The sequence below is a fragment of the Limnohabitans sp. genome (assembly GCF_031539175.1).
GTDB lineage: Bacteria > Pseudomonadota > Gammaproteobacteria > Burkholderiales > Burkholderiaceae_C > Limnohabitans.
The window spans coordinates 145,327-158,450 of record NZ_JAVKLQ010000007.1; the positions used below are offsets into that span (position 1 = coordinate 145,327).

Here is a 13,124-nt window from a genome sequence, read left to right on the forward strand (position 1 = left end):
GCGCGGGGCAATGTGCAGCAGAAGGGGCTGCACGCCCCGTCAAATTCGGGCTGCGAGCCAAGCGCGTGCGTCGTCGCAGTCTTTGTGAATGCCTTGCATCAAGGCGTCCAGACCGTCGTATTTCAGCTCGTCGTGTAATTTGTGCAGCAGTTCCACGCGAATGATTTTACCGTAGCCCCCCTCAGCGCCTAGGCTGGCAGGCCAGTCGAGGCAATGGGTTTCCAGCAGCACGCGGCCGCCGTTCACATCGTTTGGGTCGAGCGAGGGGCGAATGCCCAAATTGGCGACACCGGCCAAGGGCTGGTCGGCCAAGCCGTGTACCTGCACCACAAAGATGCCGCTGGCGGCGGGCTTCCAGTGGCTGAAGCGCAAATTGAGCGTGCGGCAGTTCAGCTCGCGGCCTAGCTTGCGGCCATGCACCACATGGCCCGAGATGGCGTAGGGGCGGCCCAGCAATTGCGCCACGTCTTGCATGGCGCCACGTGCCAAAGCGTCACGCACTGCCGAGCTGGACACGCGCAGCCCACGGACTTCGTAGCTGTTCATGCGGGCCACATCGAAACCTTGCGTGGCACCGGCTGCATCGAGCATGGCGTAATCGCCCGCACGCTTCGCGCCAAAGCGGAAGTCGTCACCCACCAACACGTATTTCACACCCAAGCCTTTGACCAACACCTCTTCGATGAAGGCTTGTGGTTGCTGCGATGCGAAGGCGTGGTTGAACGGCAGCACCACACATTGGTCGACACCGCAGGCGCTGAGTTCGTTGAATTTGTCACGCAGGGTGGCGATGCGGGCAGGAGCCAAATCGGGTTGACTGTGCTGCGCCGCAAAAAAGTCACGGGGGTGGGGCTCGAACGTCATCACGCAACTGGGCACGCCACGGTGGCGGGCCTCGTTGTTGAGCAGGGCCAACATGGCTTGGTGGCCACGGTGTACGCCGTCAAAGTTACCGATGGTCAAAGCGCACGCTTTGGCCAGTTGCGGGTGATGAAAACCTCGAAAAATTTGCATGATTTGAGTGTGGGGCAACGAACATCAAACTGTCACCCAATAAAGGTATATTGTCAGCGATAGATGTGCATTCCCGAACGGTCGTTTTTTGCAAGCGAATGGAGGTGAGGTGTGAAGGTCTTGAAACTGTCTGCCCAAGGGCTGCCGCAGTCATGGATATCGCTAGAACAAGCGGTCATTCACTACGCGGCCGACGAAGTGCGCTGGGAATCTGGCGGCGAAGTGGCGGTGTTCCATGGCGGCACCAACGCCATCACGGGCGAGCAGTCGATCATCACGGTCAACAGCATCATTGGGACCAAGGGCGTGCCCAACATCAACCCGTTTGATTTGAAATCGGGCCTTACCAACGACAAGCTCTTTGCCCGCGACCGCAACATCTGCGCTTACTGCGGCGATCATTTCCACGAATCAGAACTCACCCGTGAGCACATTCGCCCGATGGGGCAACGTGGCCCGAATACATGGATGAATGTGGTCACCGCATGCCGCGCCTGTAACCACCGCAAAGGCAACCGCACGCCCGAGCAGGCGCGCATGCCGCTGATTTATACCCCTTACGAGCCTAGCTTGTGGGAAGACTTCATCCTTCGCAACCGCCGTATCTTGGCGGACCAGATGGAGTTTTTGATGGCGCATGTGCCTAAGAGTTCGCGGCTCTTGGCCTGAGTGTCAGGTCCCCTTGGCGAGGGACCTCACGCGGCCAGAAGTTGGGCCACCACCTTCGGATAGATCAAATGCTCCTGCGTCAACACCCGTGCAGCCAAGGTGTCTGCCGTGTCGTCAGCCAGCACCGGCACCACGGCTTGGGCCAAGATGTCGCCGTGGTCGAGTTCGGTGGTCACGCGGTGCACGGTGGCCCCAGCAAATTTACAACCCATGTCTAAGGCGCGGGCGTGGGTGTTGAGGCCGGGGAAGGCGGGCAGCAGCGAGGGGTGGATGTTGATCAAACGGCCCGCGTAGTGCGCCACAAAGCTGGGCGTCAAGATACGCATAAAGCCCGCGAGCACCACCAAGTCGGGCTGGTGTGTGTCGATCTCGGCCATCAAGGCCGCGTCAAAAGCTTCGCGGGGTTGAGGTTCGCCAGCAAAGGCTTTGTGGTCAATCACGGCGGTGGCAATGCCGTGCTCTTTGGCGAAGGCCAAGCCTGCGGCCTCGGCTTTGTTGCTGATGACGGCGCTGACTTGGGCGTTCAGACGATGGGCCCATTGTTGGGTTTGTGCGGTGCGCACGATGGCTGCCATGTTGGAGCCGCTGCCAGAAATCAAGATCACGATGTTTTTCATGTGCACAAATTATCGATCAGGGTTTGCCCGTGTTTGTCGTGGGTTAGACAAGAAAAAGAGCACGGTCGTGCTAAAACTACGCATTCGCACAACTAAAGGAACCCGTCATGGATTTGGCCTTCACCCCTGAAGAAGAGGCTTTTCGTCAAAAGGTGCGTGCTTGGGTGCACGCCAATTTGCCCAAAGATTTGTCGCACAAGGTGCACAACGCGCTGCGTTTGACGCGTGAGGACATGCAGCGTTGGGCCAAGATTTTGGGCGCTAAAAATTGGTTGGGCTACGGTTGGCCCACGCAGTTTGGTGGCCCAGGCTGGACGGCGGTGCAGAAGCATTTGTTTGAAGAAGAGTGCGCGTTGGCCGGTGCCCCGCGCATCGTGCCGTTTGGTCCCGTGATGGTGGCCCCTGTGATCATGGCCTTTGGCAATGCTGAACAACAAAAGCGTTTCTTGCCCGGCATTGCCAGTGGCGAGGTGTGGTGGAGCCAAGGCTACAGCGAGCCGGGTTCGGGCTCTGATTTGGCCTCGGTCAAAACTCGCGCCGAGCGCGTGGGCAACAAGTACATCGTCAACGGCCAAAAAACATGGACCACGTTGGGCCAATACGGCGAGTGGATTTTTTGCTTGGTGCGCACCAGCAACGAGGGCAAGCCGCAAACGGGCATTTCGTTCTTGCTGATTGACATGAAGTCGCCTGGCGTGAGCGTGCGCCCCATCAAGCTGCTTGATGGTGAATGCGAGGTGAACGAGGTGTGGTTCGACAACGTCGAAGTGCCTGCCGAAAACCTGATTGGCGAAGAGAACAAGGGCTGGACGTATGCCAAACATTTGCTGGCCCACGAACGCACCAACATTGCCGACGTGAACCGCGCCAAGCGCGAGTTGGAGCGCTTGAAGCGCATCGCCAAGGCCGAGGGCGTGTACGACCCTGCCACGGGCGGTGCCGAGGCGCAACGCTTCCGCGACGAAGTGGCCAAGCTGGAGGTGGACGTGGTGGCGCTGGAAATGCTGGTGCTGCGCGTGCTGTCTGCCGAGAAGTCGGGCAAGCAGTCGTTGGATATTGCGGGTTTGCTCAAGATCAAGGGCAGCGAAATTCAACAGCGTTACAGCGAATTGATGATGCTCGCCGCAGGCCCTGCCAGTGTGCCGTTCATTGAAGAAGCCATGCAAGCGGGTTACCAAGGCGACCAAGCGCTCAGCAGCTTGTGGCCCAACGGCGACATGCGCAGCGCGCCCTTGGCGTCGATCTATTTCAACATGCGTAAAACCACCATTTACGGCGGCTCCAACGAGGTGCAACGCAATATCGTGGCGCAAGTGGTGCTGGGCTAAACACAAGGATTCATCATGGATTTCAATTTTTCTGACGACCAAGAACAACTGCGCGACGCGGTGCGCAAATGGGTGGACAAGGGCTACGACTTTGAGCGTCGCCGTGACATCGTGGCTGCGGGCGGTTTCTCACGCGAGGCCTATACCGAGCTGACCGAGCTGGGCTTGGGCGGTTTGTACGTGTCTGAGGAGCTCGGCGGTTTGGGGATGGGGCCTGTCGAGGGCATGGTGGTGATGGAGGAGTTGGGGCGCGGCATCGTGCTTGAACCTCTGGCGCACACCCTCATTGCGGGTGCGGTGTTGACGGGGTATGCGCCTGCGGACGTGCAGGCGGCTTGGTGCGGCAAAGTGGCCTCGGGCGAAGCCTTGGTGGTGCTGGCGCAGCAAGAGCGTGCAGGCCGTTACAACTTGGCGGCTTGTAAAACGCAAGCCACGCCAGCGGGCACGGGCTGGACGTTGACGGGCGCCAAGAGCGTGGTGCCTGCGGGCGATGTGGCCGATGCGTATTTGGTGCCTGCGGTGGCCAACGGCAAATTGGCGCTGTTCATCGTGGCGCGCGAGTCCGCTGGCGTGTCTGCCAAAGGCTATGTGTCGCAAGACGGCAGCCGCGCGGCTGAACTGCACTTGAACAACGCTGCGGCACAGCTGGTGACGGCCGATGGCCAAACCGCGTTGGAGCATGCGGTGGACATCGGTGTGGCCGCTTTGTGCGCCGAAGCCGTGGGTGTGATGGACAAAACCGTGGCCATCACGATCGAGTACATGAACATGCGCAAGCAGTTTGGTGTGGTGATCAGCAGCTTCCAAGCCTTGCGCCATCGCTTGGCCGACATGAAGATGCAGCTCGAATTGGCACGCTCCATGAGCTACTACGCCACCTTGAAGCTCAACGACCCCGCACCCGAGCGTCGCCGCGCCATGAGTCGCGCCAAATACCAATTGGGCGTGTCCATGCGTTTTGTGGGACAGCAAGCGGTGCAGTTGCACGGCGGCATTGGGGTGACGGACGAGTACATCGTCAGCCACTATTTCAAGAAGCTCACGCAGCTGGAAATGACCTTTGGCGACACCTTGCACCACTTGGGCGAAGTGTCGGCGCACATGCAAGACACCGCTGGGGTGTTTGCTTAAACGGCGTTAGGCGGTGGCGGTTTTTTGAAAGCGTGGTTGCAACACGCCTTCAATCGTCACCTGCTCGGTGAACATGGCGGCGGGGCGTACCCACAGGCCGTGTTCGCCGTAGAGGGCGCGGTAAACCGTCATCGGCTCTAAGGTTTCGCTGTGTCTGGCGGTGCCAATCACCTCGTAAAGGCCGCCTTTGTAGTGGCTGTAGAGGCCGATTGGGGTTTCTTGGAGTGGGGTCAAGTCAAGGTCGTTCATGGGATGGGACAATACACCCTATGCATCCAAAAGCCCTTCTTGAAGCTTGTACCGAGCTCGTTCGCCTCACTTTGAAGTTTGACCACCCAGCCGACGCTGTGGTCTCCAAGTTTTTCCGTGATTACCGCAAAACCTACGCCTTCGGCCCGCGTGAGCGCGCCGCTCTGGCTGAAACCACCTACAACGTGTTGCGCAACAAATTGCGCTTCGACCATTTCGCCCCTTCAGGCTCGGGTCCCAAAGAGCGCCGCTTGGCGATTTTGGGGTTTGCCCAGCATTTGAAAGAGCACGCAGCGCCCCAGCCTGCCTCCACCCAGCCTAAGCGTCACCAACAACCCGGCAGCCAAGCGCTCGACTTTTTAATCAGCGCCCTCAACAAGCAAGAGGCCGCGTGGCTAGAAGCGTGCGAATCGGTGAATCCTGCTGAATTGATGGAGCGTCACCGCCACAACATGCCCGAGTGGTTGGTTGAGCCGCTGAAAGCCCAAGTGGGCGAAGGCTTTTGGCCTTTGGTCGAGCGTTTGAATGGCGGTGCGCCGCTGGACTTGCGCGTCAACACCTTCACCGACAAACGTGCCGACGTGCAGCATGAGTTGAAGTTGGCGGGCATCAAGGCGGAAAACACACCGTTTTCACCTTGGGGCCTGCGTATTCAGGGCAAGCCTGCTTTGTCGAACTTGGACGCTTTTGCGCGTGGTGCGATTGAGGTGCAAGACGAAGGCTCACAGTTGTTGGCCCTGTTGCTCGACGCCAAGCGCGGCGAGATGGTGGTCGACTTTTGTGCAGGCGCAGGCGGCAAAACTTTGGCTTTGGGCGCAGCGATGCGCAGCACGGGGCGTTTGTATGCGTTTGACACCTCGGCCCACCGTTTGGAGTCTTTGAAGCCCCGTTTGGCGCGCAGCAAGCTCTCGAACGTGCACCCTTCAGCCATTGCACACGAGCGCGATGAGCGTATCAAGCGCCTGAGCGGCAAGATTGACCGTGTGTTGGTCGATGCCCCGTGCTCGGGTTTGGGTACTTTGCGCCGCAACCCTGACCTCAAGTGGCGTCAATCACCCAAGGCGGTGCAAGAGCTGACCGAAAAGCAAACGTCGATCTTGGCCAGCGCTGCGCGTTTGGTGAAGTCGGGTGGTCGCTTGGTGTATGCCACTTGCAGCGTGTTGCCCGAAGAAAACGAGGCCATCGCCCAAGCTTTCAGCGCAGCGCATCCCAATTTTGTGCCTTTGTCGGCGGCAGACACGTTGACAGAGCTCAAAGTTGAGAACGCAGGCAGCCTTTGCACACCTGATGGCTTGTATTTGCGCCTTTGGCCCCATGTACATGCCACAGACGGCTTCTTCGCCGCAGTCTGGGTAGCCAAATAAGGCCATTTCTCCTAAAATTGACGGTTATTCAATTCATTTGAAAGTTTTTGACATGTTGTTACCCAATTGGGCTTGGCTTGATGCGACCTTGAACTGGTTGAGCCATGGCCTTTTGCATTTCTCTGGCTGGCAGGTCTTTTTGGTGACGATGGTGTTGACCCACATCACCATTGCCAGTGTGACGATTTATTTGCACCGTCATTCCGCCCACCGTGCTCTGGATTTGCACCCCATTGCGGCTCATTTTTTCCGTTTCTGGTTGTGGCTCACCACGGCGCAAGTGACCAAAGAGTGGACGTCGATTCACCGCAAGCACCACGCCAAGTGCGAGCAAGCGGAAGACCCACATAGCCCGCATGTGCACGGCATCAAAACCGTGTTGTTCACGGGCGCTGAGCTGTACCGCAAAGAAGCTGAAAACCTCGAAACGCTTCAGCGTTTCGGTCACGGCACGCCTGACGACTGGATTGAACGCAACCTGTACACCCCGCACTCCGTGCTGGGTGTGTCGTTGATGCTCATCATCGACTTGGCCTTGTTTGGGGCTTTGGGCCTGACCGTGTGGGCGGTGCAGATGATGTGGATTCCCGTCACTGCGGCCGGCATCATCAACGGGGCAGCGCACTACTGGGGTTACCGCAATTTTGAGGCGACCGATGCCAGCACCAACATTTCGCCTTGGGGCATCCTCATTGGCGGTGAAGAGTTGCACAACAACCACCACACGTACCCCACATCGGCCAAGTTGTCCGTCAAGCCTTATGAGTTCGACTTGGGCTGGCTCTACATCCGTATCTTGGAAACGTGTGGTTTGGCGACGGTCAAGAAAACCGTGCCGAAATTGGCCTTTGGTGATATCAAGCCTGTGGCCGACGAAAAGACCTTGGAGGCGGTCATTGCCAACCGCTACGAGGTGATGGCCAATTACGCACGTCAATTGCGGTTGACGATGAACCAAGAGCTGTCCAACATGTCCACCTTGCCTACAGACGCGGTGTTGGCGGTTGCCAAGCGTTGGATGCACCGCGATGCCGAAAAGGTGCCTGCGACTGTGGCCGAGCAGTTGGCCCTGGCCCGTGCGGCTTTGCCTAACGTTGACACCATGGTGAAGATGCGTGAAGAGTTGCGCCAACTTTGGCTCAATACCAACCTCAACCGTGCACAACTGGCGCAAGACCTGCAAGCATGGTGCAAACGCGCCGAAGCCAGTGGCATTGCGGCTTTGCAAGAGTTCTCGATGCAAATGCGCGCCGCACGCGTGTAATTACTTCGGCGCTCAAGACAAAGGCACCTTCGGGTGCCTTTTCTTTTGGGTGACGTCAATGCCGCATAGCTAAGCCTGCAGCGAACACCAGCTTAGCTTCGTACAGACAACAAAAAACCCGCCATCAATAGATGAGCGGGTTTTTCATGAGGGCCAGCCTGAATTACTTCAGTTTGGTTTCCTTGTATTCAACGTGCTTGCGAGCTTTGGGATCAAATTTCATGATCAACATTTTCTCGGGCATTGTTTTCTTGTTTTTGCTGGTCGTGTAGAAGTGACCTGTGCCGGCTGTCGATTCCAGCTTGATTTTTTCGCGTCCGCCTTTAGATGCCATGATCGTGTCCTTTCAGTAACTGGAATTAAGCTTGACCGCGCGAACGCAAGTCAGCCAACACGGCATCGATGCCGTTTTTGTCGATCAAACGCAGAGCTGCGCTAGAAACGCGCAAGCGAACCCAACGGTTTTCAGTCTCTACCCAGAAACGGCGGTATTGCAGGTTAGGCAAAAAACGGCGTTTTGTTTTGTTGTTAGCGTGGGAAACGTTGTTCCCAGACATGGGGCCTTTGCCCGTTACTTCACATACGCGTGCCATGTGGACACTCCATATTTAACGGCGGTCGTTCACACGAGCGCCTCACCTCGCCAGAAAGGGTGGCGGTAACCCAAATTTGCTGTGTTCAGCAAAGCCTGAAATTGTAGCGTCTTTTCAGTGCGCGCCTTGTTCCAAGAAACGTTGAGCGTCCAAGGCCGCCATGCAGCCTGTGCCCGCGCTGGTGATGGCTTGACGGTAGACGTTGTCTTGTACATCGCCTGCCGCAAAGACGCCAGGTACGCTGGTCATGGTGGCAAAGCCTTCTGAGCCGCTCTTGGTCAGCAAATAGCCGTTTTTCATGGCCAGTTGGCCTTCGAAGATGCCCGTGTTGGGGGAGTGGCCAATCGCGATGAAGCAGCCTTGGGTGGCCAAATCGCGGGTGCTGCCGTCCTTTGTGCTTTTCAAACGAATACCTGTCACGCCGGAAGCGTCCCCCAACACTTCGTCCAAAGTGCTGTCGGTTTCCAGCACGATCTTGCCTGCGGCAACCTTCTCCATGAGCTTGTCGATCATGATGGCTTCGGCCTTGAACGTGTTACGGCGGTGGACCAAGTGAACTTTCGAGGCGATGTTGGACAAATACAAGGCTTCTTCCACAGCCGTGTTGCCGCCACCGACCACGCTGACCACTTGGTCGCGGTAGAAGAAACCGTCACACGTGGCGCAACCCGACACGCCACGGCCCATGAAGGCTTCTTCAGAGGGCAGACCCAAGTATTTGGCCGACGCGCCGGTGCAAATGATGAGGGTGTCGCAGGTATAGGTGCCGCTGTCACCGGTCAAAGTGAAGGGGCGCTTAGAGAAATCGACCTTGTTGATATGGTCAAACACGATTTGGGTGTTAAAGCGCTCAGCGTGTTGTTGGAAGCGTTGCATCAGCTCGGGGCCTTGTACGCCGTGTACGTCGGCGGGCCAGTTGTCAACTTCGGTGGTGGTCATCAATTGGCCGCCTTGCGCCATGCCGGTGATCAGCAAGGGCTTGAGGTTCGCGCGGGCTGCGTAAACGGCGGCGGTGTAGCCGGCAGGGCCAGAGCCGAGAATCAAAACTTGAGCGTGTTGGGAGTTAGACATGAAGCGCGCCATCCAAAGAGACAATAAAGCATAGATTGTAAGAAAGCCTCCATTGCCCTACGCCGCGTCAGGCTGCCTCTCGGGTAAGCTCTCTCTTGAAACATGACTTACTCGCTCAACACCCTCAAAAACGAACCCCGCGCTTCTGGCGCTGACACGGACCACGAACCGACGGGCTGGCGTCGCTTTGCGCAGGAAATTGCGCTGACGGCGGGCTTTGTGTTCATGACCTTTTGGTTTTTGGCGCTGATCACCCATTCGCCACTGGACCCTGCGTGGACAACGTCCGGTGCAGGCGGTACGGTGCGTAACTTTGGCGGACGACTTGGCGCTTGGCTCGGCGACATGAGCTTTTTCTTGCTGGGTTACTCGGTGTGGTGGTGCTTTGCGGCCGCTGCGATTGCTTGGTTGGCCGCCTTGGCGGACCGTTTGCGAGATGACGACGAGGCGCAAGAAGATCCTGTGGGTTGGCGCTACACCCGTTTTGCATTTTGGGCGGGCTTGGCTTTGTTGCTCGTTTCCAGTGCAGGTTTGGAGTGGACACGTTTGTACCGTTTTGAAGAACGCTTGCCCGGTCATGTCAGCGGTGGTGTGCTGGGTTATGTGGTGGGGCCGTCCAGCTTGAAGTGGTTGGGCTTCAACGGATCAGGGCTGATTTTTATTGCGTTTGGAGTGGTTGGTGCTTCGTGGGTGTTTCGCTTTTCATGGGCGCAAACTGCTGAAAATTTAGGTGCATGGCTGGATGGCGCCATTGAGACTTGGCGTGAGCGTCGTGAGCGTGAGCAAGACGTGGCCTACGGCTTGGTGGCCGCACGCGAACGCGAAGAAGTGGTGTTTGAAGAACGCGTGGAAATCAAAGAGCACCCGCCGATTGCGGTGCACATTGAACCCGAGGTGATGGAAGTGCCCAAGAGCGCACGCGTGGCCAAAGAGCGCCAAAAAACCTTGTTCACCGATGCGGCGACGGACTCCCGTTTGCCGCAAGTCGATTTGCTGGATGACCCCTTGGTCCGCCAAGACACCGTCGCCCCCGAAACGCTGGAAATGACCAGCCGCATGATTGAGAAAAAGCTCAAAGACTTCGGCGTCGAAGTGCGTGTGGTGGCCGCCTCGCCGGGCCCCGTGATCACCCGTTACGAGATTGAGCCCGCCACAGGCGTGAAGGGCTCACAAGTGCTGAACCTTGCCAAAGATTTGGCTCGTTCGTTGTCTTTGGTTTCTATTCGCGTGGTCGAAACCATCCCTGGTAAAAACTACATGGCGCTGGAGCTGCCCAACGCCAAACGTCAGTCCATTCGACTGAGTGAAATTTTGGGTTCGGATGTGTACAACGAATCCAAGTCGATGTTGACCATGGGCTTGGGCAAAGACATTGTGGGCAACCCCATCGTCGCTGACTTGGCCAAGATGCCTCACGTCTTGGTGGCGGGTACCACGGGTTCGGGTAAATCGGTGGGTATCAACGCCATGATTTTGTCCTTGCTCTACAAGGCCGAAGCCCGCGATGTGCGCTTGTTGATGATCGACCCCAAGATGTTGGAAATGTCGGTCTACGAAGGTATTCCGCATCTGCTGGCGCCCGTGGTGACCGACATGCGCCAAGCCGCACACGGCCTGAACTGGTGCGTGGGCGAAATGGAAAAACGCTACAAGCTGATGAGCAAGCTGGGCGTGCGTAACCTCGCCGGTTACAACGCCAAGATTGACGAAGCGGCGGCGCGTGAAGAGTTCATCTACAACCCGTTCAGCTTGACGCCTGAGCAACCCGAGCCACTGCAACGCTTGCCGCACATCGTGGTGGTGATCGACGAGTTGGCCGACTTGATGATGGTGGTGGGCAAGAAGATTGAGGAGCTGATTGCCCGCTTGGCGCAAAAGGCCCGTGCTGCTGGTATTCACCTGATCTTGGCCACGCAGCGTCCGAGCGTGGATGTGATCACGGGCTTGATCAAGGCCAACATTCCCACGCGTATCGCGTTCTCGGTCGGCTCAAAAATCGACAGCCGCACCATCCTTGACCAAATGGGCGCCGAAGCCTTGTTGGGTATGGGTGACATGTTGTACATGGCCAGTGGCACAGGCTTTCCCGTGCGTGTGCACGGTGCGTTTGTGAGCGACGAGGAAGTACACCGCGTGGTGAACTACTTGAAGAGCCAAGGCGAGCCCGACTACATCGAGGGCGTGCTGGAAGGTGGCACGGTCGACGGCGATGGCAACGCCGCGGGGCCCGATTTGTTTGGCGATGCATCGGCTGAAAAAGACCCAATGTATGACCAAGCCGTTGAGGTGGTGCTCAAAAACCGCAAGGCCAGTATTTCACTGGTTCAGCGCCATTTGAAAATTGGTTACAACCGTGCGGCCCGATTGGTGGAAGACATGGAAAAAGCGGGTATGGTCAGTGCCATGAGCAACAACGGGCAGCGTGAAATTTTGGTGCCCAAGCGGGATGAGTCATGAGCAGACACCCAGGCACGATGAACGTGTTGCGTCGTCTCACCCCAACATGGGCTTCTTGCGCAATGCTGGTGGCCGCTTTGTGTGCCCACTCGGCAATGGCTGGCAGTTTGGACACGCTGGAGAGCTTTTTGAAGGCGACCAAAAGTGGCCGTGCCGATTTCACCCAAGTTGTCACACCGCCGGTCAAAGCAGGGCAGGCCGTTCGTGGCAAAACATCGACCGGTACCTTCGCTTTTGTGCGCCCTTTGCGCTTTCGCTTCGATTACCAAAAGCCGTTCCCCATGGTCATCGTCGCCGACGGTCAAACCTTGTGGCTGTATGACGCCGATTTGGCGCAAGTGACCGCCCGCAAACAGGCCCAAACACTCAGCAGCACGCCAGCTGCGTTGGTGGCAACCGCAGCCGATTTGGGCACCTTGCAAAAAGAGTTCACCCTTCACGCCGAGGCCGATGCCGAGGGTTTGCAGTGGGTGCAAGCCACACCCAAAGCGCGTGACAGCGCTTTGCAGTCGGTACGTTTGGGTTTGCGTTTGGAGGGCACTTTTGCCATTTTGGCCAAGCTTGAAATTTTGGATGCCTTGGGTCAACGTTCGGTGTTGAGTTTTGATCGCTTTGAGGTCAATCCCGTCAATTTGGGCGCTGCGCAATTTAACTTCGTGCCCCCCCATGGCGTGGACGTCGTTCGACCCTGAGCCGCGAGTTCCTTGTGCGTCGCGCCGATAGCGCCCCCGTGATGTTGCAAGGCTTGCCGCCTTTGTTAGACACACGCACGCGTTTGGTGGTGTTGGGCAGCTTTCCGGGTGTTGCTTCGTTGCGCTCGCAGCAGTATTACGGTCACCCGCAAAACCAATTCTGGAAAATGATGGTGGCTTTATTTGCCCCCGATCGTCCCGATGTGCTGGCGCTTCCTTATGCGGCGCGTACCGAGTGGTTGCTGGACCAAGGTGTGGGTTTATGGGACGTTTACGCGGCTTGTGAGCGTGAAGGTAGCCTGGACAGCCGTATCCAAAACAGCCAACCCAACGACTTGCTGAGTTTGCGTGAGCGTTGTCCCGCGTTGGTAGCGATTGCCCACAATGGCGGCGAGAGCTTCAAACACGCGCCGCTGACCCGCGCTTTAGGCTTGCCTGTGTACCGTTTGCCATCCACCAGCCCCGCCCATGCCTCGTGGTCGTTTGAACGAAAATTGGCAGCCTGGCGCGAATTTTTCGTCAAATTTAATTTCTTGAATGGCGGATTCAAGGACGAAGTGCAACACGCTTTAACGAGGCATGGAATACCTCGTGAGGTGTCTTGAATCCTAGTCGCTTTCTGGGGCGATGATTCAATCGGTTTTCAATCATAGTCAATTCCTCATCCGTCACGGT

The 13,124-nt window shown here is 57.4% G+C and carries 14 protein-coding genes; 8 read left to right on the plus strand and 6 right to left on the minus strand.

Going from position 1 to position 13,124, the window contains the following annotated elements; genetic code table 11:
- Nucleotides 1–39: 39 nt before the first annotated feature.
- On the minus strand, nucleotides 40–1,014 hold the full coding sequence (locus RMS95_RS02075; protein ID WP_310643152.1) for a bifunctional riboflavin kinase/FAD synthetase: 975 nt from the start codon (nucleotides 1,012–1,014) through the stop codon (nucleotides 40–42).
- 111 nt (nucleotides 1,015–1,125) lie between these two features.
- Between RMS95_RS02075 and RMS95_RS02080 the strand changes: the two genes are divergently transcribed.
- Nucleotides 1,126–1,683, plus strand: a complete 558-nt coding sequence (locus RMS95_RS02080) for an HNH endonuclease (RefSeq protein WP_310643153.1) — start codon at nucleotides 1,126–1,128, stop codon at nucleotides 1,681–1,683.
- Nucleotides 1,684–1,709: 26 nt separating this feature from the next.
- Here RMS95_RS02080 and purN read toward each other — a convergent pair whose 3' ends face one another.
- Nucleotides 1,710–2,300, minus strand: a complete 591-nt coding sequence (gene purN, locus RMS95_RS02085; RefSeq protein WP_310643154.1) for a phosphoribosylglycinamide formyltransferase — start codon at nucleotides 2,298–2,300, stop codon at nucleotides 1,710–1,712.
- 107 nt (nucleotides 2,301–2,407) lie between these two features.
- On the opposite strand from purN, the gene RMS95_RS02090 reads away from it, so the two are divergent.
- Together RMS95_RS02090 and RMS95_RS02095 are read left to right on the plus strand one after the other, a co-directional pair.
- A complete protein-coding gene (locus tag RMS95_RS02090) occupies nucleotides 2,408–3,628 on the plus strand; it encodes an acyl-CoA dehydrogenase family protein (RefSeq protein ID WP_310643156.1) in 1,221 nt (406 codons plus the stop codon).
- Between the two features lie 15 nt (nucleotides 3,629–3,643).
- Nucleotides 3,644–4,759 (plus strand): acyl-CoA dehydrogenase family protein, encoded by a 1,116-nt coding sequence (locus tag RMS95_RS02095; protein ID WP_310643158.1) that lies wholly within the window; start codon nucleotides 3,644–3,646, stop codon nucleotides 4,757–4,759.
- 6 nt (nucleotides 4,760–4,765) lie between these two features.
- Here the strand turns inward: RMS95_RS02095 and RMS95_RS02100 are convergent, their stop codons facing one another.
- A complete protein-coding gene (locus RMS95_RS02100; RefSeq protein ID WP_310643159.1) occupies nucleotides 4,766–5,008 on the minus strand; it encodes a DUF1653 domain-containing protein in 243 nt (80 codons plus the stop codon).
- A 20-nt stretch (nucleotides 5,009–5,028) separates the two neighbouring features.
- Between RMS95_RS02100 and RMS95_RS02105 the strand changes: the two genes are divergently transcribed.
- Nucleotides 5,029–6,372, plus strand: a complete 1,344-nt coding sequence (locus RMS95_RS02105) for an RsmB/NOP family class I SAM-dependent RNA methyltransferase (protein ID WP_310643161.1) — start codon at nucleotides 5,029–5,031, stop codon at nucleotides 6,370–6,372.
- Nucleotides 6,373–6,424: 52 nt separating this feature from the next.
- On the plus strand, nucleotides 6,425–7,636 hold the full coding sequence (locus RMS95_RS02110; protein WP_310643163.1) for a fatty acid desaturase: 1,212 nt from the start codon (nucleotides 6,425–6,427) through the stop codon (nucleotides 7,634–7,636).
- A 163-nt stretch (nucleotides 7,637–7,799) separates the two neighbouring features.
- Here RMS95_RS02110 and rpmG read toward each other — a convergent pair whose 3' ends face one another.
- The 3 genes from rpmG to trxB all read right to left on the minus strand — a co-directional run bounded on the left by rpmG (nucleotide 7,800) and on the right by trxB (nucleotide 9,300).
- Nucleotides 7,800–7,970, minus strand: coding sequence for a 50S ribosomal protein L33 (gene rpmG / locus RMS95_RS02115; protein WP_100131508.1), 171 nt, complete (start codon nucleotides 7,968–7,970; stop codon nucleotides 7,800–7,802).
- Between the two features lie 25 nt (nucleotides 7,971–7,995).
- Nucleotides 7,996–8,229 carry a 50S ribosomal protein L28 gene (rpmB, locus tag RMS95_RS02120; RefSeq protein WP_100131507.1) on the minus strand — a complete coding sequence of 78 codons (234 nt, stop codon included), beginning with the start codon at nucleotides 8,227–8,229 and terminating at the stop codon, nucleotides 7,996–7,998.
- A 114-nt stretch (nucleotides 8,230–8,343) separates the two neighbouring features.
- A complete protein-coding gene (gene trxB, locus RMS95_RS02125) occupies nucleotides 8,344–9,300 on the minus strand; it encodes a thioredoxin-disulfide reductase (protein ID WP_310643165.1) in 957 nt (318 codons plus the stop codon).
- Between the two features lie 102 nt (nucleotides 9,301–9,402).
- Between trxB and RMS95_RS02130 the strand changes: the two genes are divergently transcribed.
- From RMS95_RS02130 to RMS95_RS02140, 3 genes are all read left to right on the plus strand, one after another.
- A complete protein-coding gene (locus RMS95_RS02130; RefSeq protein ID WP_310643167.1) occupies nucleotides 9,403–11,757 on the plus strand; it encodes a DNA translocase FtsK 4TM domain-containing protein in 2,355 nt (784 codons plus the stop codon).
- A 62-nt stretch (nucleotides 11,758–11,819) separates the two neighbouring features.
- The gene (gene lolA / locus RMS95_RS02135) at nucleotides 11,820–12,449 is read left to right on the plus strand and encodes an outer membrane lipoprotein chaperone LolA (RefSeq protein ID WP_310643175.1); all 630 of its coding nucleotides are present in this window, start codon (nucleotides 11,820–11,822) and stop codon (nucleotides 12,447–12,449) included.
- A gap of 41 nt (nucleotides 12,450–12,490) precedes the next feature.
- Entirely contained in the window at nucleotides 12,491–13,054 is a 564-nt protein-coding gene (locus tag RMS95_RS02140; protein WP_310643177.1) for a DNA-deoxyinosine glycosylase, read from the plus strand.
- The last annotated feature ends 70 nt before the right edge of the window (nucleotides 13,055–13,124 follow it).